Source organism: Terriglobia bacterium (assembly GCA_020072785.1).
Lineage (GTDB): Bacteria > Acidobacteriota > Terriglobia > Acidiferrales > UBA7541 > Acidiferrum.
In genome coordinates this window covers 105,289-126,317 of the sequence record JAIQGG010000005.1, presented here as the reverse complement: position 1 = coordinate 126,317, position 21,029 = coordinate 105,289, and the positions used below count along the sequence as shown (strand labels likewise).

The 21,029-nt window shown below is 62.9% G+C and carries 21 protein-coding genes; 15 read left to right on the top strand and 6 right to left on the bottom strand.

Annotated elements, in window-relative coordinates; all coding sequences use genetic code 11:
• Positions 1-134: 134 nt before the first annotated feature.
• From LAN61_13390 to LAN61_13345, 10 genes are all read left to right on the top strand, one after another.
• The gene (locus LAN61_13390) at positions 135-1,505 is read left to right on the top strand and encodes an NAD-dependent succinate-semialdehyde dehydrogenase (GenBank protein ID MBZ5541504.1); all 1,371 of its coding nucleotides are present in this window, start codon (positions 135-137) and stop codon (positions 1,503-1,505) included.
• Positions 1,506-1,661: 156 nt separating this feature from the next.
• Positions 1,662-2,387 carry a FadR family transcriptional regulator gene (locus tag LAN61_13385; protein MBZ5541503.1) on the top strand — a complete coding sequence of 242 codons (726 nt, stop codon included), beginning with the start codon at positions 1,662-1,664 and terminating at the stop codon, positions 2,385-2,387.
• Between the two features lie 20 nt (positions 2,388-2,407).
• Positions 2,408-3,289, top strand: coding sequence for an NAD(P)-dependent oxidoreductase (locus tag LAN61_13380; protein MBZ5541502.1), 882 nt, complete (start codon positions 2,408-2,410; stop codon positions 3,287-3,289).
• A complete protein-coding gene (locus tag LAN61_13375; GenBank protein MBZ5541501.1) occupies positions 3,286-4,284 on the top strand; it encodes a thiamine pyrophosphate-dependent dehydrogenase E1 component subunit alpha in 999 nt (332 codons plus the stop codon). Before LAN61_13380 ends, LAN61_13375 begins: the two co-directional genes overlap by 4 nt.
• Positions 4,277-5,272 carry an alpha-ketoacid dehydrogenase subunit beta gene (locus LAN61_13370; GenBank protein ID MBZ5541500.1) on the top strand — a complete coding sequence of 332 codons (996 nt, stop codon included), beginning with the start codon at positions 4,277-4,279 and terminating at the stop codon, positions 5,270-5,272. The genes LAN61_13375 and LAN61_13370 overlap by 8 nt, the downstream gene beginning before the upstream one ends.
• Before the next feature lie 23 nt (positions 5,273-5,295).
• On the top strand, positions 5,296-6,642 hold the full coding sequence (locus LAN61_13365; GenBank protein MBZ5541499.1) for a M24 family metallopeptidase: 1,347 nt from the start codon (positions 5,296-5,298) through the stop codon (positions 6,640-6,642).
• Positions 6,643-6,671: 29 nt separating this feature from the next.
• Positions 6,672-7,871 carry a 2-oxo acid dehydrogenase subunit E2 gene (locus tag LAN61_13360; protein ID MBZ5541498.1) on the top strand — a complete coding sequence of 400 codons (1,200 nt, stop codon included), beginning with the start codon at positions 6,672-6,674 and terminating at the stop codon, positions 7,869-7,871.
• Between the two features lie 549 nt (positions 7,872-8,420).
• Positions 8,421-9,149: an IclR family transcriptional regulator gene (locus LAN61_13355; protein ID MBZ5541497.1), complete on the top strand. Its 729-nt coding sequence runs from the start codon at positions 8,421-8,423 to the stop codon at positions 9,147-9,149.
• 183 nt (positions 9,150-9,332) lie between these two features.
• Complete coding sequence (locus LAN61_13350) at positions 9,333-10,433, top strand: methionine synthase (protein MBZ5541496.1); 1,101 nt, start codon at positions 9,333-9,335, stop codon at positions 10,431-10,433.
• 25 nt (positions 10,434-10,458) lie between these two features.
• Positions 10,459-11,898 (top strand): aldehyde dehydrogenase family protein, encoded by a 1,440-nt coding sequence (locus tag LAN61_13345; protein MBZ5541495.1) that lies wholly within the window; start codon positions 10,459-10,461, stop codon positions 11,896-11,898.
• A 7-nt stretch (positions 11,899-11,905) separates the two neighbouring features.
• Here LAN61_13345 and pcaC read toward each other — a convergent pair whose 3' ends face one another.
• The 5 genes from pcaC to pcaH are packed head-to-tail and all read right to left on the bottom strand — an operon-like array spanning position 11,906 to position 15,755.
• Positions 11,906-12,292, bottom strand: coding sequence for a 4-carboxymuconolactone decarboxylase (pcaC, locus tag LAN61_13340; protein ID MBZ5541494.1), 387 nt, complete (start codon positions 12,290-12,292; stop codon positions 11,906-11,908).
• Positions 12,293-12,307: 15 nt separating this feature from the next.
• Complete coding sequence (gene pcaD / locus LAN61_13335; protein ID MBZ5541493.1) at positions 12,308-13,087, bottom strand: 3-oxoadipate enol-lactonase; 780 nt, start codon at positions 13,085-13,087, stop codon at positions 12,308-12,310.
• A gap of 5 nt (positions 13,088-13,092) precedes the next feature.
• On the bottom strand, positions 13,093-14,460 hold the full coding sequence (locus tag LAN61_13330) for a 3-carboxy-cis,cis-muconate cycloisomerase (protein ID MBZ5541492.1): 1,368 nt from the start codon (positions 14,458-14,460) through the stop codon (positions 13,093-13,095).
• 19 nt (positions 14,461-14,479) lie between these two features.
• Positions 14,480-15,049: a protocatechuate 3,4-dioxygenase subunit alpha gene (gene pcaG / locus LAN61_13325; GenBank protein ID MBZ5541491.1), complete on the bottom strand. Its 570-nt coding sequence runs from the start codon at positions 15,047-15,049 to the stop codon at positions 14,480-14,482.
• A gap of 1 nt (position 15,050) precedes the next feature.
• Positions 15,051-15,755 carry a protocatechuate 3,4-dioxygenase subunit beta gene (pcaH, locus tag LAN61_13320; GenBank protein ID MBZ5541490.1) on the bottom strand — a complete coding sequence of 235 codons (705 nt, stop codon included), beginning with the start codon at positions 15,753-15,755 and terminating at the stop codon, positions 15,051-15,053.
• Positions 15,756-15,945: 190 nt separating this feature from the next.
• On the opposite strand from pcaH, the gene LAN61_13315 reads away from it, so the two are divergent.
• The gene (locus tag LAN61_13315; GenBank protein MBZ5541489.1) at positions 15,946-16,815 is read left to right on the top strand and encodes a helix-turn-helix domain-containing protein; all 870 of its coding nucleotides are present in this window, start codon (positions 15,946-15,948) and stop codon (positions 16,813-16,815) included.
• A gap of 50 nt (positions 16,816-16,865) precedes the next feature.
• Here the strand turns inward: LAN61_13315 and LAN61_13310 are convergent, their stop codons facing one another.
• Positions 16,866-17,186, bottom strand: coding sequence for a helix-turn-helix transcriptional regulator (locus LAN61_13310; GenBank protein ID MBZ5541488.1), 321 nt, complete (start codon positions 17,184-17,186; stop codon positions 16,866-16,868).
• Positions 17,187-17,371: 185 nt separating this feature from the next.
• On the opposite strand from LAN61_13310, the gene LAN61_13305 reads away from it, so the two are divergent.
• From LAN61_13305 to LAN61_13290, 4 genes are all read left to right on the top strand, one after another.
• Entirely contained in the window at positions 17,372-18,484 is a 1,113-nt protein-coding gene (locus tag LAN61_13305) for a DUF5938 domain-containing protein (protein ID MBZ5541487.1), read from the top strand.
• Positions 18,485-18,684: 200 nt separating this feature from the next.
• A complete protein-coding gene (locus LAN61_13300; protein MBZ5541486.1) occupies positions 18,685-18,954 on the top strand; it encodes a hypothetical protein in 270 nt (89 codons plus the stop codon).
• A gap of 18 nt (positions 18,955-18,972) precedes the next feature.
• The gene (locus LAN61_13295; protein MBZ5541485.1) at positions 18,973-20,004 is read left to right on the top strand and encodes a thiamine pyrophosphate-dependent dehydrogenase E1 component subunit alpha; all 1,032 of its coding nucleotides are present in this window, start codon (positions 18,973-18,975) and stop codon (positions 20,002-20,004) included.
• A gap of 15 nt (positions 20,005-20,019) precedes the next feature.
• On the top strand, positions 20,020-21,000 hold the full coding sequence (locus LAN61_13290) for an alpha-ketoacid dehydrogenase subunit beta (GenBank protein ID MBZ5541484.1): 981 nt from the start codon (positions 20,020-20,022) through the stop codon (positions 20,998-21,000).
• Positions 21,001-21,029 lie beyond the last annotated feature (29 nt).

Sequence of the window (21,029 nt, the reverse complement as noted above, 5' to 3'; positions counted from 1 at the left end):
GCGCCGGGAGCGCTATGGTATAATGGTCAGACCATAAATTCCGGCTGGGCCTGACAAGTTGTTCGGCTGGCAGCAGTCTTTCTATTGGATAAAAGCGATCTAATGCCGAAAGGCACCCCGGAGGATGAGCCGCAATGGCTATAGCCACGATTAATCCCGCAACAGGCGAGACCCTGAAGATATTCGAGCCACTGACCGACGCGCAGATCGAAGAGAAGTTGCAGCGCGCAACGAGCGCGTTTGCCAGGCACCGCAAGATGCCTTTTGCGGAACGCACCCGGTTGATGCTCAAGGTGGCGGAGATACTGGAAAAGGACAAGGAAGTTTTTGGCCGGCTGATGACCACGGAGATGGGGAAAACTTATCGCTCCGCGGTGGACGAAGTCCTGAAATGCGCTTCGGGATGCCGCTATTATGCGGAGAACGCCGAGCGTTTTCTAGCGGATGAAATCATCGAGACCAGCGCCAGCCGCAGCTTCGTGCGTTACCTTCCGATCGGCCCGGTCCTGGCGGTGATGCCGTGGAATTATCCCTTCTGGCAGGTGCTGCGCTTCGCCGCGCCGGCTTTGATGGCGGGCAATGTGGGGCTGCTGAAGCACGCGTCGAACGTGCCGCAATCAGCGCTGGCTGTCGAGGATCTTTTTCGCAGGGCTGGTTTTGCCGAAGGCGTTTTTCAGACGCTGCTGATCGGCTCGGCCAAAGTCGACGGTGTTCTCAATGACCCGCGGGTAGTAGCCGCCACACTCACGGGCAGCGAAGGCGCAGGGATTGAAGTGGGAATCGGCGCGGCCAAACGCATCAAGAAGGTTGTGCTGGAGCTGGGCGGGAGCGATCCCTTCATCGTCATGCCCAGTGCGAATCTGGACGCTGCGGTGGAGTCCGGCGTGAAAGCGAGATGTGTGAACAACGGGCAGTCGTGCATCGCCGCCAAGCGCTTTATCGTGGCCGAATCGATTGCCGATGCATTTGAACGGAAATTCGTCGCGCGGATGGAGGCGCTGAAAGTGGGCGATCCGTTCGATGAGAGTGTCGACGTCGGGCCGCTGGCTACTCCGGACGGTGTAACCGATCTTGACCGGGACGTGCAGAAGTCGGTGCAGGCCGGTGCGCGGATTCTGACCGGTGGCAAGAAGTTGCCGCGCCCGGGCAATTTTTATGCGCCGACGGTCCTGACGAACATTCCCAAGGATTGCCCAGCCTACAAGGAAGAGCTGTTCGGGCCGGTGGCGTGTGTCTTCCGCGCAAAAGACGTGGACGACGCCATCCGCATCGCCAACGACACGCGCTTCGGGCTGGGCGCCAGCGCCTGGACCAATGACAAAGCCGAACGCGAGCGCTTCATCAATGATCTGGATGCAGGAATGGTGTTTATCAACAAGATGGTAGCCTCCGATCCGAGAGTCCCGTTTGGGGGCGTGAAGCAGTCCGGGCACGGACGCGAGCTGAGCATCCACGGGATTCGAGAGTTTACGAATGCCAAGACGGTGTGGATTCAGGAATCATAAAAGAGTTGTGCTGGTATTGGTCCTGTGATATGGTGGTCAGACCAATAGACCGGGGAATGAATAATCACGACTTGAAGCCTTGTTTTGTGCTTCTGCCGTTGTGCCGCAACTAAAGCACAGCCTTTCGATCGATTCGTTTTGCGTAGGGGGAGTACCGTGTACAAAGCTGTTCAATCTTTACGTTTGTACGAGCAGATCGTTCAACAGATCGAGGAATCAATCCAGAAGGGCGCGCTCAAGGCGGGCGACCAGTTGCCCGCAGAACGTGACCTTGCTCAACGGTTTGGCGTCAGTCGCACCGCCGTCCGGGAAGCGGTCAAGGCGCTGCACGAAAAAGGTTTAGTGGAAGCGTACTCGGGCCGTGGCACCTTCATCACTAACGGCACCTCGCAAGCCATCAAGCAGTCCTTCGATCTGATGATTAAATTTGGGCAGTCGGACGGGTCCGCGCATCTAGCGGAAATGCGCGCCATTCTCGAGCCGGAAATCGCCGCTTTGGCGGCGAGCCGCGCTGAAGAGGCGCATCTCTCCGCTATGCGCGAGGCAGTCGCCGTCATGGACCGTTCCATGCAGGATCCCAACGCCTTTATCGAGGCGGACCTCGATTTTCATCTTTCCCTGGCCGAAGCGGCGGCCAATCCCCTCATTTTGTCGGTGACCGACTCCATCGTCGGGTTGCTACGTGAGCAGCGCATGCGCATCTTTCTGACCGCGGGCGGTCCAGAACGCGGGCAGTTTCACCACAAACGTATTCTCGATGCCGTGGAACATCGTGATGCGGACCGAGCGCGGGAAGCGATGCGTGCGCACCTGCAGCAGATCCGGGAGGATTCGCAAGACGCGTCCGGGGGGCGGATACCGGACGTTAAGAAGAAAGTTTAAGAGCCGGGAGACAGAGTGAGATGGCAAATCTTGGGTTTGTAGGCCTCGGAGTAATGGGCAGTCAGATGGTGAGCCGCCTGCTGGACAAGGGCCACACGGTGACGGGGTACAACCGCACGCGTGGGAAGGCCGACTGGCTGATGAAGAAGGGCATGAAGTGGGCCGATTCGCCGCGGGCGGTGGCTGTGGCTGCCGACGTGACCTTTTCCATGGTCACCAACACCAAGGCGCTGATGTCCATCATGGAGGGGCCGGACGGGATATTGGCCGGGGTCGGTAAGGGCAAGACGCTGGTGGACATGAGCACGATCAGCCCGGAAGCCAGCCGCAGCCTGGCCGCCAAGGTGCGGGAAAAGGGCGCGGACCTGGTGGATGCGCCGGTCTCCGGAAGCGTGATTACGCTGCAGGAAGGGAAGCTGTCGGTGATGGTCGGGGGGCGCAAGGAAACGTTTGAGAAGGTGAAGCCGCTGCTGTTGGATATCGGCCCCAAAGTCACTCATGTGGGGGATAACGGGCTGGCGCTGGCGATGAAAATCGCCGTAAATCTGAGTCTGGCTGTGCAAATGCTGGCGTTTTCCGAAGGCGTGCTGCTGGCGGAGAAGAGCGGAGTGGCGCGCGAGGTCGCGGTGGACGTGCTCACGCACAGCGTGGTGGCGTCGCCGATGGTGCAATACCGCGGACCGTTCATTCTGAAGATGCCCGGCGAGGCGTGGTTCAACGTAAACATGATGCAGAAGGATATGCTGCTGGCCCTGGAATTGGGGCGGCAGCTCGATGTGCCACTGCCGACGACCGCGGTGACCAACGAGTTCCTGACCGCCGCGCGGGGTATGGGCATGGTGGAACAGGATTTCGCCGTGCTGTTTGACGTGCTGGCGCGCATGTCCGGAGTTGCGAAATGACCATAGCCACCGGTAGTTCCGAGACGCAGACCGCGCTCGGCGTCCAGCAGTGGATGAGGATGTACAGGCAGATGCTGCGCATCCGCCTGTTTGAAGAGCAGGTCAACGAGCTGTACAAGCGCGCGCTGATGCCGGGGCTCGCGCACCTATACTCGGGCGAAGAGGCCGTGGCTGTGGGGATCTGCGAGGCGCTGCGGGCCGATGACTACATCACCAGCACGCATCGCGGGCACGGGCATTGCCTGGCCAAGGGCGCGGCGCCGGATCGCATGTTCGCGGAACTGCTGGGCAAAGAAGGGGGCTATTGCCGCGGCAAGGGTGGCTCGATGCACATTGCCGACCCCAAGACGGGAAACTTGGGCGCGAACGCTATTGTTGGCGGGAGCGCAGGGATTGCCACGGGAGCGGCGTTTTCCGCCAAGCAGCTGAAGACTGGACAAGTGGCGGTGTGCTTCTTCGGCGAGGGAGCGCTGGGACAAGGCGTACTCTACGAGGTCATGAACCTGGCGCAGCTCTGGAAGCTGCCGGTGATCTACGTCTGCGAAAACAATCTGTATAACGAGTACACGCACTACACGGAGACGACGGCCGGGGACATCCTGGCACGGGGCACGGCGTTCGGGCTGCACGCGGAGAGCGTGGACGGTCAGGACGTGCGCGTGGTGAATGCGACAGCGACGCGGCTCATCGAGCGGGCGCGGCGCGGCGAGGGACCGGCGCTGCTGATGTGCAAGACCTACCGATACACCGGCCACCATGTCGGCGACATCAGCCGCGAATACTACCGCTCGAAGCAGGAAGAGCAACTCTGGATAGGAGAGCGCGATCCCATCAAGCTTTTCTCCAGTTGGCTCCTCGAGCAGAAGCATGCGGAGAAAGCCCAGCTCGATGGAATTTACGCGGAGATCGAAGCGGAAATGAAGAAAGCCGTCGAGTTCGCTTTGGCGGCACCCTATCCCGGTGTGGACCAAGTGGAGCAGGACATTTATGCCTGAAGATGCCGTGCGTGAATTGACGTTCGCCCAAGCGATCAAAGAAGCGCTGGCGGAAGAGATGCGCCGCGATCCCAAGGTGTGCATTCTCGGCGAGGATGTGGCCGAAGCCGGCACGCCGTTCAAGGTGCTGTCGGGCCTGGTGGAAGAATTCGGCACCGGGCGTGTGATTGACACGCCGATTTCGGAAGCCGGGTTTACGGGCCTCGCCGTGGGCGCGGCCATGACGGGCGTGCGTCCCGTCGTGGACATCATGTTCGGAGATTTCATCACCCTGACGATGGATCAGATGGTGAATCAGGCGGCCAAGGTGCATTACATGTCGGGTGGCACGTGGAAAGTCCCGATGGTGATGCGCACGACGATGGGAGCCGCGCGGCGGTCGGCGGCGCAGCATTCGCAGTCGCTGCATGCGTGGTTCAGCCACGTTCCGGGGCTCAAGGTGGTGCTGCCATCCACGCCGTACGATGCCAAAGGACTGCTGAAGACGGCGATCCGCGACGAGAATCCGGTCGTCTTTTTCGAAGACAAGATGATGTACAAGTTGAAGGGGCCGGTACCCGCCGAGGAGTACACGATTCCGCTGGGCGTGGCCGATGTGAAGCGCGTGGGCCGCGACATCACCATCGTGGCCACCAGCAGCATGGTGCAAGTGGCCCTGGACGCCGCGAAGCTGCTGGACGAGGCGGGGATCAGCGCCGAAGTGGTCGATCCGCGCACGACCTGGCCGCTCGACGAGAAAACCATCGTCGACTCGGTCAAGAAGACCTCCCGGGCCATCGTCATGGACGAAGGCTACGGGCGGTACGGCGTGGCGGCGGAGATCGCCGCGGTGATCGCCGAAGGCGCATTTTATCAACTGGACGGACCGGTGAAGCGCATCGGAGCCATGCACGTTCCGATTCCGTTCTCGCCGCCCCTCGAAGATGCAACTTTGCCCACCGACCGCACGGTCTTCGATGCGGCCCGTGCGCTCTGTAGCCGTTCCTGAAATTTGCAACAAGGAGACCTGACGTGGCGCTACCTACACATGGATTGATGGCCGTTGATTGGGAGCAGAGGATTGATTACGACCGCCTGCGCCGCGAGCGCCTGGCCCGGGTGAAGGCGCATCTCGCGAAGTCCTCGATGGGCTCGCTGCTCTGCTTTGACATGAACAACGTGCGCTACATCACCGCCACGCACATCGGCACCTGGGCACAGGACAAGATGAGCCGGTTCACGCTGCTGCCGCAGAAGGATGAGCCCATCCTGTGGGACTTCGGATCGGCGGCCAAGCATCATCAGCTGCATTGCCCGTGGCTCGGCGAGCGTTCGCGGGCGGGAATCGGCATGTTGCGCGGAGCCATGTCGCCGGAGATGGGACGCGCCGAAGACGTGGCCAAGAAGATCCGCATCGAGCTGGAGAAGCGCGGGCTGCATAAGGAGCCGGTGGGAGTCGACATCATCGAGCCGCCGATCCTCTTCGCCCTGCAGAAGGAAGGAATCACCATCGTCGACGGGCAGCAGCTCATGTCCGACGTGCGCCTGATCAAGACCCGGGACGAGATCGAGCTGCTGAATACGTCCGCGATGATGGTGGACGCCGCCTACGATGAACTGTACCGGGCGATGAAGCCGGGCATGAGCGAGAACCAGGCGGTCGGGCTGGTCAGCAAGGTCCTCTACGATCTCGGTTCGGAGTATGTGGAAGCGGTGAACGCGATTTCCGGGGAGCGCTGTAACCCGCACCCGCACGTGTTTTCGGACCGCATTCTGCGGCCCGGCGATCCGGTGTATTACGACGTTCTGCACTCGTTCATGGGCTACCGCACCTGCTATTACCGCACTTTCACCATCGGCTACGCATCGCACGCGATGACCGACGCCTACAAGCGCTGCCGCGACTATTTGGATGCGGCCATTTCGCTGGTGCGGCCCGGGCGCACGACCGCGGAGATCGCCGCGGTGTGGCCCAAGGCGCAGGAGTTCGGCTTCCCGAATGAAGAGGCGGCGTTTGCGCTGCAGTACGGCCACGGCATCGGGCTGGCCATCTGGGAAAAGCCGGTGATCAGCCGGCTCGTTTCGCTCGAACATTCCTGCGAGATCAAGCCGGGCATGGTGTTCGCGCTGGAGACGTTCTGGCCTTCCACCGACGGCTGGAGCGCGGCACGCATCGAAGAAGAGATCGTGGTGACGGAAACCGGCCACGAGGTGATCACGCGCTTCCCGGCGGAAGAGCTGCTGGTCGCGGGCTCGCATTACGTGTCCGTGAAGGGGCCGCTGCCGACGCTGCGCGAGTCCGACCCGGAACCAAACCAGCACGTCAAGGAGATGATCGCAGCCAGCGCCAAGATGGAAGGAGTCGGAGTCAAGAGCTGAGGGCGGGACCTTCACTTTTCTCACGGACCATGGCTATCAGCGTCGTAATGCCCGCACTGGAGTTGATGCAGGAAACCGGCAAGGTCCTGGCTTGGCGGAAAAAAGAAGGCGAACGCGTCGCCAAGGGCGAGCCGCTGCTGGAGATTGAAACCGACAAAGCCGTGGTGGAAGTGGAAGCCCCCGGAGAGGGCATTCTCGCGGGGATTACCGCGCACGAAGGTGCGGTCATTCCCGTCGGCCAGACAATCGCGTGGCTCGTCCTTCCCGGCGAGGCGGTGCCCGCGGCTGGCGCGCCGGCGGCTGCTCCCAGTCCGGCCCGCGCAGAAGCTGCGCGTCCGGCCGCAGCCGCCGCGGATCGTTCCGCGCAGGCAGCGGGCGGAGGAGTGCGGATTTCGCCCAAAGCGCGGCGCCTGGCGCGCGAGCACGGCATCGACATTGCCCAGGTGCGCGGATCGGGCGCGGATGGCGAGATTCTGGCTTCGGACATACAGGCTTTGGTGGACGCGAAGGGCGCTCCCGCTGCTGCTCCGGCCGCCGCCGCTGGCGGTACCGAGGCGCTGGGTATCATCGGGCGCTTGATGGCCGAGCGCACCACGCAGAGTTGGACCACAGTGCCGCACTTCTTCGTAGTGCGGGAAGTGGACGCTGGCGCGCTCGTGGAAACGCACAAGAAGCTGCGCGAAACCGTGGAGAAGGCGCGCGGGGTGAAGCCCACGCAGACCGACATGCTGGTGGCCCTGGTGGCCCGTGCCCTGGCCAAGCACCCGCGGATGAACGCCAGTTGGACCGGCGCGGCAATCCGTCTCAATCCTGATGTGAATATGGCCTTGGCCATGGCCGTGAACGACGGCGTGGTCGCGACGGTGATTCCCAAGGCGGATGCCCTGGACCTCGGGGAAATCGCTGTCCAGCGGCGGGACCTCACAGAGCGCGCCCGCGCGGGCCGCTCGCGTCCAGCGGACATAGCCGGCGGGACCTTCACGATCAGCAACCTTGGGATGTTCAACGTGGACTCGTTCACCGCGATCATCAATCCGCCGCAAGTCGCGATTCTTGCCGTGGGGCGTATTGCCGATCGTGTGGTGCCGGTGGATGGCAAGCCGGCCATCCGCCCGGTGATGACGTTGACGCTCTCCAGCGACCACCGGGTTGTGGACGGGGCGCGCGCCGCGGCGTTCATGAACGACGTGGTGGAAGCCCTCCGCGACCCCGAAAAATGGCTGCGCTGACGGGAAGCGATTTCAGGATTTAGCGCTGTCTCTGATTTCTGAACCCCTGGATGGTTCAGCGCGTTACGAGAGACAGCCAAAGTTCGGCTCCTCTCCTCCGAGCCTTGGCCGTTCCGCCACGGTCCAAGCCGCTCGGGCGAGCGGAGCCGATTCATTTTTCGGGCCCGGTCCCGCCCCCGTTTCTCCTCCAATTGGGGCTATCCGCACACTTCTTAGCCTGCATGCGATCCCGCGAAGATCTAGGATGTGTCAATCAATCTTGGTTTCGTCGCGGTACCTAGGGCTCTCCTTGGAGAGTTCACATTATGAAAGAATGTTTCATATTGACATAGGAGCGATTTTAATTACAATGCGGCAAGCGTCAAGGGAAAAGTCTGTGGCCCCGTCCAGGAGGCGATCCGCATGCCCTCTTGCGGATCGCACGGGGCGGAAGGAGCGTCGACTGTGGCGGTGTCTTCACGGAGAAAAAACCTACGCGCAGCCAGGAAGGCTGACCATTCTGCCGGCTCCAGCAAGTCTCTGCAAAAGGCGCTGCGCATTCTTTTCCACATGGGCCAGAACGGGCCGGAGATGCGGGTGACGGAGATTGCGTCCGGGCTGCGGCTGAACAAGACCACCGTGTATCGCCTCCTGAGCGCCATGGAGAAATTCGATCTGATCGAGCGGGATCCGGAGAGCGAGCGCTATCGGCTGGGGTTGAAGCTGCATGAACTGGGTACGAAGGCGGCGCAGGCCAGGACGCTGCAGAGCGAAGCGCGGCGCTACCTGATGGAACTGGCGCGCACTTCGAAGGAGGCGGTGAGCCTGGCGGTGCCGGGAGCGGGGGGAATCGTCTGCGTCGACCGTTATGACTCCGCGCACACGATGATCAGCGTACGCACGCCGGTGGGGGCTCAGTTTCCAGCGCATTGCACGGCGGCGGGCAAGGCCGTCCTCGCCTATCTCAGCGAAGAGGAGGTGGAAGCCATTCTGTCCAACAATGGATTGCCGCGTTATACGCCGCACACGCTGACCCAGGTCGACGACCTGAAAAATGATCTGCGCCGCGTTCGTCAGAGGGGATACGCGCTGGACGAGCAGGAGTTGGAGCGCGGGTTGAACGGTGTCGCGGCGCCGGTGTTTCTCCGCGACGCCTGTGTGCTTGGCGCGGTTGGATTGGCCGGGCCGACGCAGAGGTTTCAGGGAACTGAACAGGTAGAGAAGATCGAGATGGTGCGAGAGACGGCACGGAAAATTGCCAGGAGCCTGGGCGATCGGACGACGTGGTTCGAGACCTGAGGACGCATCGAAGTCCGGAGCGTAAACCGTCCTAGGGCGGAATAAGCATTGCGGAGAGCTTGCGCGACCAGCGAATTTCGCGTATCAAAGGCAGATGTTTCCGTCCGCAAGGTCAGCCACATGAGCCGTGCGCGTTAGATGACCTACCGGAGCTCGCCATCTAAGTTAGAGTGGGATACTGAGATGTCAGCACAGTACCGAGCCGATCATATTGGGAGCTTTCTGAGGCCAGCCGAGATTTTGGAGGCGCGGCGTTCTGCGTCGACCAGTGCCGAGCAGTTGCGGAGCATCGAGGACCGGCACATCCAGCGCGTTCTGGCCAAGCAGAAGGAGCTGGGATTCGAGATTTTCACGGACGGAGAGCTGCGCCGGCGCAACTTCATGAGTGATTTCACCGACGCGGTCGAGGGATTCGACCTGGGCGACGCCATCTCGCGCACCTGGAAGGCCGGGGAGTCGAAGGACGCCCCCGTGAGCAGCGTGACCGGGATCGTGACCGCGAAGCTGCGCCAGGTGCGCCCCCTGACGGGACATGAGCTGCCGTTCCTCAAAGCGCACAGCCCTGGCGCCATTAAGATGACGCTGCCGAGCGCCACGCAGTTTCCGGCGATCTCCTTCAAACGAGGAATCACGGAAAAGGTCTACAAGGACCATGCCGCGCTGCTGTGGGACATCGTGGAGATCATGAAGGCGGACCTCGGGAAGCTATCCGCGGATGGCGTGAGCTACATCCAGATCGACGCACCGCGCTACAGCTACTACATGGACCCCAAGTGGCGCGAGTGGATCCGCAAGGAGATGAATGCCGATCCGGATGCGCTGCTGGATGAAGCCATCCGTGCGGACAACGCCTGCTTCGCAGCGGCGCGGGGGCCGGGCGTGACCCTGGCCATCCACCTGTGCCGGGGCAACAATCGCAGCCATTGGTACGCGGAGGGCGGCTACGACGCGGTGGCCGAGAAGTTGTTCGGGACGCTGGAGGTGGACCGCTTCCTGCTGGAGTACGACGACGAGCGCTCCGGGACCTTCGAGCCGCTGCGTTTTGTGCCGCGGGGTAAGACGGTGGTTCTGGGGCTGGTGAGCTCGAAGCTGGCCAGGCTGGAAAGCAGCGACGAGCTCGTACAGCGCATACACGAGGCCGCGCGCTACGTGCCGCTCGAGAATCTCGCGCTGAGCCCGCAGTGCGGCTTCGCGTCCACCATGGAAGGGAATCTCCTTACCGAGGACGAGCAGTGGGCCAAGATGCGGCTCGTGGCGGAGACCGCCCGCCGCGTCTGGCGCTGAGGGATTTACACAATGGAGGAGAGAAATGGTTTCTACCCCTTATATCGGTGGCAAGGCCATTGATGTTCCGGCATCCGCGCTGACGGACGTCGTCAATCCCGCGAATCAGCGCTCGTTCGCCAAGGTGTTCATGGCGCAGGAGCAGCACATGCGCGCGGCCATTGATGCCGCGGATGCCGCGAAGGCCGCATGGGCAGCCACTCCCCCGTGCGAGCGCGAGCGCCTCCTCCACCGGGCTGCCGATGAACTGGAAGCGGCGCGCCAGGAAATCGTGGACCTCCTGATCGACGAAGGCGGCTCCACCTTTGGAAAAGCCATGTTCGAAGTGCCCATGGCCGCGAACATGGTGCGGTCCATCGCCGGCGAAGCTCGCCGTATCCATGGCGACGTCTTCCCGTCGGACTCGCCCGGCCTGATCTCCCTGGCCATCCGCCGCCCGCTCGGCGTGGTCGCGGGTATTTCACCGTTCAACTTTCCGGTAATTCTCTCTTTGAAGAAGGTGGCCTTCGCCCTGGCTGCCGGCAACACGTTTGTCCTTAAGCCCTCGGAGGAAACCTCCCTCGTCGGACTCAAGCTCGCCGAAGTCTTCAATCGGGCGGGCGTGCCGCCGGGCGTCTTCAACGTCGTTCCCGGCGACGGCCCCACACTGGCACGCGTCATCTTTGACGATCCACGCGTAAAGCTGGTGACCTTCACGGGTTCCACCGCCGTGGGGCGCATCATTGCCACGGAGTGCGCCAAGCGCGGCAAACGCGTCGTTCTGGAAATGGGCGGCAAGAGCCCGGTCATCGTCCTGAAAGACGCCGACCTCGACTATGCCGTCAATACCGCGTGTTTCGGCATTTTCATCCACCAGGGCCAGATCTGCATGGCCGGCTCGCGCATCATCGTTGAAGCGCCGATTTATGAAGAGTTTTTGAAGCGCTTTGCCGCCAAAGCGCAGACCATGAAGGTTGGCGACCCGCGCGACCCGCATACGGTGATCGGGCCGCTTATCCGTTCTGCGCAATGCCCGATGATTGACGGCAAAGTGAAAGCGGCGGTCGCCGCAGGCGCGCGGCTGCTCACCGGGGGACGTTACGAGGGCAATTTCTATCATCCGACGGTGCTCGCGGATGTGACCCCGGAGATGGCGGCGTTCCGCGACGAACTGTTCGGTCCGGTGGCGGCGGTGAGCAAGGCGAAGGATGCCGATCACGCGCTGGCCCTGGCCAATACCTCGGTCTACGGGCTCTCTTCCGCCGTGCTGACGAATGATTTGCAACTGGCCATGCGCTTCGCTCTGGAGCTGGAAGCGGGCATGGTGCATCTCAACGGCCCCACGATCCACGACGAGGCCACCGTTCCATTTGGTGGCGTAAAGGATTCGGGCAGCGGCCGGGAAGGGGGCCGCTGGTCGATCGATGAAATGACCGAGGTAAAGTGGGTAACGATCCAGATGGGCCGCCACCCGTACCCGTTCTGAGCGGGGCCTAGCGCTTAAAGTTGATCTCCGCGAATACTTCTTCCGCGATGTGGAACGCGGAATTGGCCGCGGGCACGCCGCAGTAGATGGCGGTTTGCAGCAGGACTTCCTTGATCTCCTCGCGGGTTACGCCGTTGTTGAACGCCGCGCGGAGATGCATGCGCAGCTCCTCGCCGCGGTTCAGCGCCACCATCATCGCCAGGGTGATGCAGCTCCGCGTATGCCGCGGCAAGCCGGGCCGCGTCCAGATTTCGCCCCAGGCGTAGCGCGTGATCAGGTCCTGAAACTCTTGGTTGAATTCGTTCTTGTTCTGCAACGAGCGGTCCACGTGCGCGTCGCCTAGAACGGCGCGGCGCACGCCCATCCCCTGCTGATACCGTTCGCTTTCGTCCATTGCCGCTCCTTCTCCTCAGGCCTTCAGAAAACGGATGAGTTCCGCGGTGAATTGCGCGGGTGCTTCGACGTTCGAAAGGTGCGCCGTGGGAAGCTCGGCGTATTGCGCTCCGGGAATCCGTTCGGCGAGGAAGCGGCCCTCGGCGGGCGGCGTCACGGGGTCCCTGGCGCCGGCGATCACCAGCGCGGGCACGCGAATCGCCGCCAGGGCTTCGCGCTGGTCCATCGCCCCGAGTGCCGCGCAGCAGGCCATGTAGCCTTCCGCCGGGGAGTTTTCCAGCATGCGCAGCGCGGGCGCGACGATGGCCGCGGCAGACGCCCGGAACTCCGGCGTAAACCAGCGTTCGATCACTGCGGGGGCCACCGCCTGCATGCCGCCCTTGCGCACGGCTTCGATGCGCGCGCTCCAGGTTTCCGCGGTGCCGATCTTCGCAGCGGTGTTGCAAAGCACGATTTTGCGGAAGCGCTCCGCGGCGTGCGCGCCCAGCCACATGCCGATCATCCCGCCCATGGAGAGGCCGCAGAAGTGCGCGCGGTCGAGGTGCAGGGCATCGAGCAGCCCGAGAACGTCGCGGGAGAGCTGTTCGATCGTGTACGGGCCGGGCGTCACGGAGGTCTGGCCATGACCGCGTGTGTCGTAGCGGAGCACGCGGAACTCTTTCTCGAGCGCCGGCAGTTGCGCGTCCCACATGGAGAAATTCGTGCCCAGCGAGTTCGAAAGGATCAGCACGGGTGCGCTGGCCGCTCCCGTCAGCGCGTAATTTACGCGCAAGTCTCCGTATTCCACGAAGGGCATTTCCTTCACCTGCTTTCGCCGGATGTTTTTGTCTGCTGGGAGGAATGCGCCGCCAGCACGCGGTCGATGAATTGCTCCGAGACGCCGAGATATTGGCGCGGGTCGAAGAGCCGGTCGAGATCCTCTTTCGCAAGATTCCTGGCGGCAATGGGGTCGTCGCCGAGGACGGCGCGCAGGTGGCGCTTCTCCGTCTGCGCCCGCTGGCATGCCGCCTGCACCAGATCGTGAGCTGCCTGGCGTCCCAGGGCGCGGCCCAGGGCCATTTGCGCCGCTTCCGCGAAGAGCAAACCGTGGGTCAGCTCGAGATTTCCGGCCATGTGTTCGGCGTTCAGTTCGAGACCCGTTATGGCTTCCGTCAGGTGGTGCAGAGCCCCGGCGGCCAGCCCGATAATCTCCGGCATCGTCTCCCACTCGGCGTGCCAGCCGCCCAGCCCGCGCTCCTGCTCCTGGACCATGGCGCTGAGGATCGTGCTTACCAGCCCGGGTATGCGCGTGGCTGCCGCCAGGGTTACCGCGGAGGTCACCGGATTGCGCTTGTGCGGCATGGTGGAAGAGCCGCCGCGCCCTTCCGCGGCGGGTTCGAAGAGTTCGCCGACTTCGGTCTGGGTGTGCAGCGAGATGTCTCGCGCGATCTTGCCGAGCGTTCCGCTAAGCAGCCCGAGCGTGGTGGCCACTTCGCCCACGCGATCCCGCTGCGCGTGCCAGGGAAGATCGGGCACGCCGAGATGCAGCTCTTCGCCCAGGGCCGCGGCCACATCCAGGCCCTTGTTGCCCAGGGCGGCAAGCGTGCCGACGGCGCCGCCGAACTGCACGACAAGCACGCGGCGGCGCACCTCTGCGAGCCGCGCGCGATGCCGCGTGACCGCATCCAGCCAGCCCGCGGCCTTCAAGCCGAATGTTGTCGGCAGCGCCTGCTGCATCCAGGTGCGGCCGGCCACCGGAGTGGCGCGGTGCTTATCGGCGAGCTGCGCTAGCGCGCCCGCCAGGCGTTCGAGTTCCGCTTCGATGTGCTGCAGCGCCCCGCGCAACTGCAGCACGAAGCCGCTGTCGATAGCGTCCTGGCTCGTGGCGCCCCAGTGGACAAAGCGCTGCGCTTCTTTGTCGGCTGCTCCGACAAGAGCGGTGAGCTGCTTGACGAGGGGAATGGCGGGGTTGCCGGCAAGCCCCGCGGCGCGAGCCAGGGCTTCGGTGTCGAACAGCTCGGCACGGCATTTTGCGGCGATGGCGGGCGCCGCCGGCGCGGGGATAACCCCCGCGCGCACTTCCGCGCGGGCCAGCGCGGCTTCGAAATCCAGCATGCCTTGCAGGCGCGCGCGGTCGGAAAACAGCTCTTCCACCGCTTTCCATCGGAACAACGGTTCCAGCAAGCTCATGCCGCCAGTCTAATCGTTCTTAGCAGTCGAAGAAAACCGTTTCTTCCGGGCCCTGAATGACGACGTTCCATTCGAGAACCCCGCTCTGGCCCGGCACCTTCCTGGCGATCAAAGTGCCGCGCCGCGCCGGCTCGACCTGGTTCAAGGCAAAATCGCCGGCGTTGCCGGGATCGTCCGGGAAGTAGATGCGCGTCACAAGGCGGCACAGCAGCCCGCGGGCGAAGACGGAGACCAGGATGTGCGGAGCCTGCGGCTTGCCATCCGGGCCCGGCACCGGACCCGGCTTGATGGTGCTGAAGCGGAATTTCCCGTTGGCATCGGCGGGAATGCGCCCGAAGCCCAGGAACCCAGGCTCCAAGGGTTTGTTCTGGGTGTCCTCCGGGTGGGCGTATTTTCCATGCGAGTTGGCCTGCCAGACTTCGAGCAGCGCGTCCGGAATGGGCTGGCCGTCGCCGTCCAGGAAGCGGCCCTCGATCGTCACGTGCTCACCCGCGACGCCCGGGCTGGCGAGGTTGTCCTTGTTCAGCCAGGTGAGGCCGATGGCGAAGTAAGGTCCGACGGTTTGCGACGTTGTCTTGCACAGGCTCATCTTAGGGCTCCATGGGCGTGGCTTCGCGCCCGTTGAGAATGATGTCAAATTTATAGCCCAGGGCCTCTTCCGGGAGAGTCGATTCCCAGTCGAAGAGCGAGATCAGGCGGTTGCGGGCTTTTTCATCCGCGGTGCAGTTGAAGATGGGATCGTAGGGAATCAGCGGATCGCCCGGGAAATACATCTGCGTGACCAGGCGCGTGGCGAAGGCCGGTCCGAACAGCGAAAAATGGATGTGCGCGGGACGCCAGGCGTTGTGATGATTGCGCCAGGGATATTCGCCGGGGCGGATGCTCACAAAGCGGTAGCGGCCCTCGGCGTCGGTCAGCGTGTGGCCGCAGCCGGTAAAGTTGGGATCCAGCGGCGCGCGGTGCTGATCGCGTTTGTGCAAATAGCGCCCGGCGGCGTTGGCCTGCCAGATTTCAACGAGCGTATGCGGCACTGGGCGGCCGTTTTCGTCCAACACCCGCCCGCTCACCACAATGCGCTCGCCCAGCGGTTCGCCGGAATGCTGGCGGGTCAGGTCGCAGGCCTTGACCTGCACCGTTTCCTTCCCGAAGACCGGGCCGGTCACTTCGGAGAGCGTGTGCGGGAGGTAGATCAGAGGTTTCCCGGGGGACCGTTTAATGCTGGAGGCGTAAGGTGGATGAAGGGGATTAGGCTGGGTCCCGATATAAGGCCGTCGATAGCCCGCGATCTTCGTCATTGGTTCCTTCCTGCTCCCACTATCAACCCGCAACGCTGCAGGATGCCGGAAACGCACCGGATGGGATATCATGGCGAATCTATTAAGCAGCAGAGGCGATGTCAAGGGCGATTATCGAAGTCTTGTGCGTATATTGGCCAGATCGTGTATCCTTCCCTCTGGCTGACGAACGCCCCTCCGGGAGATATCTATGGCCCGCGCCTCCTCGCGCAAACTTGCCGAAAAGAAGCCCCCCTATCTCTCTCCTGGGGAGATACCCCCGGGCGTGGCGCCTTTGCCTGCGGCCCAGATCTCCACCCTCAGCGGGGATCCCAACTTCATGACCTCGCTGGCCCGCGGGCTGGCGGTCATCCAGGCCTATTCCCATGCAAAGCCGCTGCTGACCATTTCCCAGCTCAGCGCGGCCACCGGACTCTCCCGCGCGGCGGTACGCCGCTGCATGTACACGCTGGGCAAGCTCGGCCTGGCCGACTCCGAAGACGGCCGGCACTTTTCTCTCAAGCCCCGCATCCTCACGCTGGGACATTCCTACGTTGCCTCCATGCCGCTGGCCAAGATCGCGCAGCCGGTTCTGGATCGTGTCAGCCAGCTCCTGCGCGAGTCCTGTTCCATCGGCATGCTGGATGGGCGGGACATCATCCATGTGGCAAACGCCAACGTGACACGGATTCTGGCCATTGATCTCGCGATCGGCAGCCGTGTGCCGGCGCTGTACACTTCCATGGGCCGGGTCTTGCTGGCCTATCTTCCGCCGGAGGAACTCGAATCCTATCTGGCGCATGCCGAGTTCACCTGCTACACCGAGCGCAGCATTTCCAGCGCGGACAAGATGCGGGAGGCGCTCCTGCTCGTTCGCCGCAATGGCTATGCGCTGGTCGATCAGGAATTGGAATTGGGACTGCGCGCCATAGCCGTCCCGATCCACAACGCGGACGGGAAGGGGATTGCGGCCTTGAACGTCGGCGCCCATGCGCAGCGTGTTTCCGTGCAGGACATGGTCACCAAGTTCCTGCTGCAGCTTCAGGCTGCCGCGCAGGAACTCTCCATGCTCCTGAAATGATTGCGGGGGCTGCGCACCGGGATCCGCAGGAAGGGACCGGCCGGACCCGGTCAATTGCCGCCGTGGCGGGTGCGATGCTTCTTTCCCCAGGCGGACATGAGTTCCAGGATCGGCCGCAGGCTCTGGCCATGCCGGGTGAGCGAATATTCGACGCGCGGCGGCACCTGCGCGTAGACTTTGCGGCGGATGATGCCGTCGCGTTCCAATTCGCGCAGGCGCTGCGTGAGCATCTTCTTGGTGGTTTCCGGAATCAGCTTCTGCAGTTCACCGAAGCGGCGCGTTTTATCCTGGAGGTGGAAAAGAATCAGCGGCTTCCATTTTCCGCCGATGATGTCGGTCGTCAGCCCGACCGGGCAGTTGCGCTCATCCATTGCTGCAGCTCCTCGGATACCAGGTTACAAAAAGGTGCCTACTGGCATAAAAGAGACTTTAGCCTAAGATGTTCTGCGAAGCCAGGGCCGAAATTGCGCCTGGCGGCCCGGGGCATGGACCCGGGCCGGCGGTGGTCTCCGGGAAATTCCCGGGGGAATCGCGAACATTGCACGCGAGGAATACGATGAAAAACAAGAAACCGGTTGTTCTGTACGGCGCCAGCGGGTTTTCGGGACGCCTGGTCGCGGAATTCCTGCGGGAGTACAACGTGCCGTTCGTTGCCGCGGGGCGCAATCGCGCCAAAATCCGCGACGTGATGGATCGCGTCCCCGGAATCGAGACCGCGGATTACGAAATTGCCGAAACCAGCGGCTCGCTGGACGAGCTGGTCCTGCTCTTCAGCGGCTCCAAAGTTGTCTGCAATACGGTCGGCCCGTTCCTCTATCACGGCCCGCGGGTGATCGAAGCCTGCCTGAAGGCGGGTTGTCACTACATGGACATCGGGGGCGAGCAGGCCTGGCATCGCGACGTGGAGGAAAACTGGAGTGAAAAGTTTGCGCGGCAGGGGCTGCTGGCCGCGCCCGGCATGGCCTATATGTCGGCGGCGAGCGATATTGCCGCGCATCTGGTTCTCGAGACGGGCGGGATCGATAGCCTGGACATCCTGTCCATGTTCAATGGCATTCCTACGTTCGGCTCCACACAGACGATTTTTGCGGCCATCCCCACGGACGCCTTCTACCTGGAGCAGAACCAGTACAAGCCGTGGCCCCGCGCCACGCCGCACGAGGTGGCCGTGCCCGGCCTGGTCCAGACGCAACTGGCGCTGCCCTGGGGCGGCTTCCCGCACCCGGTGTGGTACAAACAGCACCCCCAGGTGGCCAATGTGCGCACCCTCGGCGGACTACTCAACCGGCAGATCATGGAAACGGTCGCCGCCACGGAGAAACATTTCGAGGAGAATATCCGGCCGTTGCCGAAACAGGAGCAAGAGCGGAAACTGGCGGAGATGGCGAATTCCGTGCAAGGCGGCACTCCGCCGCGCGAGAACATGCGCGAGCACCGCACCATCGACGTGGTTTACGGGCGAGGCACCACGGCGTGGGCACAGTGCGTCATGTACGGGACCTGCGCCTACCGCCAGACCGGACTGGTGCAGGCCTACGCGGCCCACACCCTGGCGCACAATGCGCCGCGCAAGGTGGGTTACGCCTCGCCGTGCGCGGCCTTGGGACATCGCGAGCTGCTGAAGGCTCTCGAGAGCTACGGCCTGCTGAAAGCGAAGCTGGATGCCTGACGCTGGGCGATTACCGGCCCTGCGAATATTTTTGCGGCAGTGCCGGGAATGCGCTTGAGTTGACACGGTGCGGGAATTGCGTTAACTAGGCGCTCTGCCCCATTTTTGATCATTTGTTTTTCGCGAAGGCGAGAGGCAGTCAGGATTGTACGAAATGAGGGGCTGCGGGCAAGGGCTAAGCTCGCGACCGCGGCGGGAGGATGGCCATGGTAACCGCGCTTAGAGTACCGAAGACCGGAGGGATCCCCACCACGAAAGTCAGCGTGGTTAAGTGGCTCAAGCAGGAAGGGGAGACGGTGAAGCAAGGCGAGCCCCTGGTGGAGTTGCAGACGGACAAGGTGAATTACGAGCTGGATGCTCCGGTGGGGGGCGTGCTGCTGACGATCGTTGCGCGGGAAGACGCGGAAGTGCCCGTGGGGGACCTGCTCTGCCACATCGGCGCGCCGGGCGAGGCCATACCGCAGTCCTGAAGTTGGAAGGAGCCAGCGATGCAGAAAAAAGAAGATCTTGCAAAAGACCGGCTGCTCTGGATGTATACGCAGATGCTGCGTATCCGCGAGTTCGAGGAGCGCATCAAGCGCACCTTCGTCGAGCACCCGGGAGTGATACGCGGCCACACGCATCTCGGCGACGGCGCGGAAGCTTCCATCGTCGGGGCCCTGGCGACCCGCAGCGAGAACGACCTGGCCATGCCCAGCTACCGCTGCCACGGGTATCCCATCGTGCTCGGCACTTCCACGAAAAAAATGATGGCGGAGATCTACGGGCGGAAAGACGGCCTGTGCCAGGGCTTTGGCGGCTCCATGCATCTCGCCGACCCCGCGCACCATTTTCCCGGCACCTCGGGGATCATCGGCCAGGCCATCGCCCATGCCACCGGCGCCGCATTGACGGCGCAGGTGAAGAACACCGGCCAGGTCATCTACTGCTTCTTCGGCGACGGTTCGAGCAAGCAAGGAGCGTTCTACGAATCGTTGAACATGGCCGCGGTCTGGAAATTGCCGATCGTTTACGTTCTCGAGAACAACGAGTATCAGGTGTACACCCACGTCAGCCTCGAGGACGCCAACCATATCGCCGGGGACCCGCTGTCCCAGAAGGCCAAGGCCTTCAGCATTCCTGGCGTCACGGTGGACGGAAACGACGTCCTCAAGGTGTATGAAGAGGTGGGGAAGGCCTCAGAGCGGGCGCGTGCGGGCCGGGGACCGAGCCTGATCGAATCGAAATTCTACCGCTTCAGCGCGCATGGCAATGCCATCACCGTGCCTCCGGTGCCCACGCAGTTTCCGGAGCATGAAGCCATCGAAACCTACGGCAAGAGGGACGAGTACGCCGCGGCGAAGGCCAAGGATCCCATCTTGCAGTTCCGGACCAAGCTGATGGGCAGCGGCGTTTTGTCCGAGACCGAAAATAAGCACATCGAAGAGACCGTTCGCGCGGAGATGGAAGAGGCCGTGAAGTTTGCGCTGGCCAGCCCGTTCCCGGCGCCCGAAGAAGCGACCAAGTACGTGTACGCCTAGAAGGGGGGACAGCTTATGCCGCGCGAAATGATGTACGGGGAAGCCATCGCCACGGCCATCGTGGAAGAGATGAAGCGCGATGGCAACGTTATTTTCTATGGCCAGAATCTGGGGATGACCGAGAAAGATCACATGGTCCGGTTGTTCGGCAAGAATCGCGTGCGCATCACCCCCATTTCGGAGACGGCGGAGATGGGCATCGCGGTGGGCGCGGCCATGACCGGGCTGCGCCCGGTGGTCGAGCTGTGGATGAGCGAGTTCATGCTGGTGGCCATGGATCAGGCGCTCAACGAAGCGCCGCGGCTTCGCTACATGTCCGGGGGGCAAGCGAAGGTGCCGCTCGTTTTCAAGGCGGGTTACGGGTTTGCCGCGGGCTGGGCGGGCCAGCACTCCAATTGCATCTACCACACGATGATGGGAATTCCCGGTTTGAAGGTGGTTCTGCCTTCGACGGCCGCGGACGCCAAGGGGCTCATGGCCGCCGCCATCCGCGACGATAACCCGGTCGTGTATCTGCATCACTACATGCTGACCCTGGACAGGGGTGAAGTGCCCGACGGGGATTACGTGATCCCGTTCGGCGTAGCGGACGTGAAGCGGGCCGGGAGCGATGTAACGCTGGTGGCCACGGGATGGATGGTGAAGAAGTCGCTTGCGGCTGCGGAAGTTCTCGCCAAGGAGGGCATTGGCGTCGAAGTGATCGATCCCCGGACCATCGCGCCCCTCGATGTGCAGACCATCGTGGCCTCGGTGAAGAAGACCGGGCGGCTGGTGCTCGCCGATCAGGCCCCCCGTCATGCTTCCGTCGCCGTGATCATTGCCGGCGAGGTCGCCGAGCACGGCTTCCAATACCTGAAGGCGCCGGTCAAGATGGTGACGGCGCTGGATACCTCGATCCCCTACAGCGAGCCGCTGGAAAAGTACGTGCTGCCGGACGAAGACAAAATCGTCCGGGCGGTTAAGGCGACGATGGTCCGGCAGGCCGCCGCGGTCTAGCGCTGAAAAGTGTGTTGAGAAACTCTTTG

Coding starts and splice junctions, on each gene's coding strand:
- LAN61_13390 (MBZ5541504.1), top strand. CDS start 135: ATGGCTATAGCCACGATTAATCCCGCAACAGGCGAGACCCTGAAGATA.
- LAN61_13380 (MBZ5541502.1), top strand. CDS start 2,408: ATGGCAAATCTTGGGTTTGTAGGCCTCGGAGTAATGGGCAGTCAGATG.
- LAN61_13375 (MBZ5541501.1), top strand. CDS start 3,286: ATGACCATAGCCACCGGTAGTTCCGAGACGCAGACCGCGCTCGGCGTC.
- LAN61_13370 (MBZ5541500.1), top strand. CDS start 4,277: ATGCCTGAAGATGCCGTGCGTGAATTGACGTTCGCCCAAGCGATCAAA.
- LAN61_13360 (MBZ5541498.1), top strand. CDS start 6,672: ATGGCTATCAGCGTCGTAATGCCCGCACTGGAGTTGATGCAGGAAACC.
- LAN61_13355 (MBZ5541497.1), top strand. CDS start 8,421: ATGGGCCAGAACGGGCCGGAGATGCGGGTGACGGAGATTGCGTCCGGG.
- LAN61_13350 (MBZ5541496.1), top strand. CDS start 9,333: ATGTCAGCACAGTACCGAGCCGATCATATTGGGAGCTTTCTGAGGCCA.
- LAN61_13345 (MBZ5541495.1), top strand. CDS start 10,459: ATGGTTTCTACCCCTTATATCGGTGGCAAGGCCATTGATGTTCCGGCA.
- pcaC (MBZ5541494.1), bottom strand. CDS start 12,292: ATGGACGAAAGCGAACGGTATCAGCAGGGGATGGGCGTGCGCCGCGCC.
- pcaD (MBZ5541493.1), bottom strand. CDS start 13,087: ATGCCCTTCGTGGAATACGGAGACTTGCGCGTAAATTACGCGCTGACG.
- LAN61_13330 (MBZ5541492.1), bottom strand. CDS start 14,460: ATGAGCTTGCTGGAACCGTTGTTCCGATGGAAAGCGGTGGAAGAGCTG.
- pcaG (MBZ5541491.1), bottom strand. CDS start 15,049: ATGAGCCTGTGCAAGACAACGTCGCAAACCGTCGGACCTTACTTCGCC.
- pcaH (MBZ5541490.1), bottom strand. CDS start 15,755: ATGACGAAGATCGCGGGCTATCGACGGCCTTATATCGGGACCCAGCCT.
- LAN61_13315 (MBZ5541489.1), top strand. CDS start 15,946: ATGGCCCGCGCCTCCTCGCGCAAACTTGCCGAAAAGAAGCCCCCCTAT.
- LAN61_13310 (MBZ5541488.1), bottom strand. CDS start 17,186: ATGGATGAGCGCAACTGCCCGGTCGGGCTGACGACCGACATCATCGGC.
- LAN61_13305 (MBZ5541487.1), top strand. CDS start 17,372: ATGAAAAACAAGAAACCGGTTGTTCTGTACGGCGCCAGCGGGTTTTCG.
- LAN61_13300 (MBZ5541486.1), top strand. CDS start 18,685: ATGGCCATGGTAACCGCGCTTAGAGTACCGAAGACCGGAGGGATCCCC.
- LAN61_13295 (MBZ5541485.1), top strand. CDS start 18,973: ATGCAGAAAAAAGAAGATCTTGCAAAAGACCGGCTGCTCTGGATGTAT.
- LAN61_13290 (MBZ5541484.1), top strand. CDS start 20,020: ATGCCGCGCGAAATGATGTACGGGGAAGCCATCGCCACGGCCATCGTG.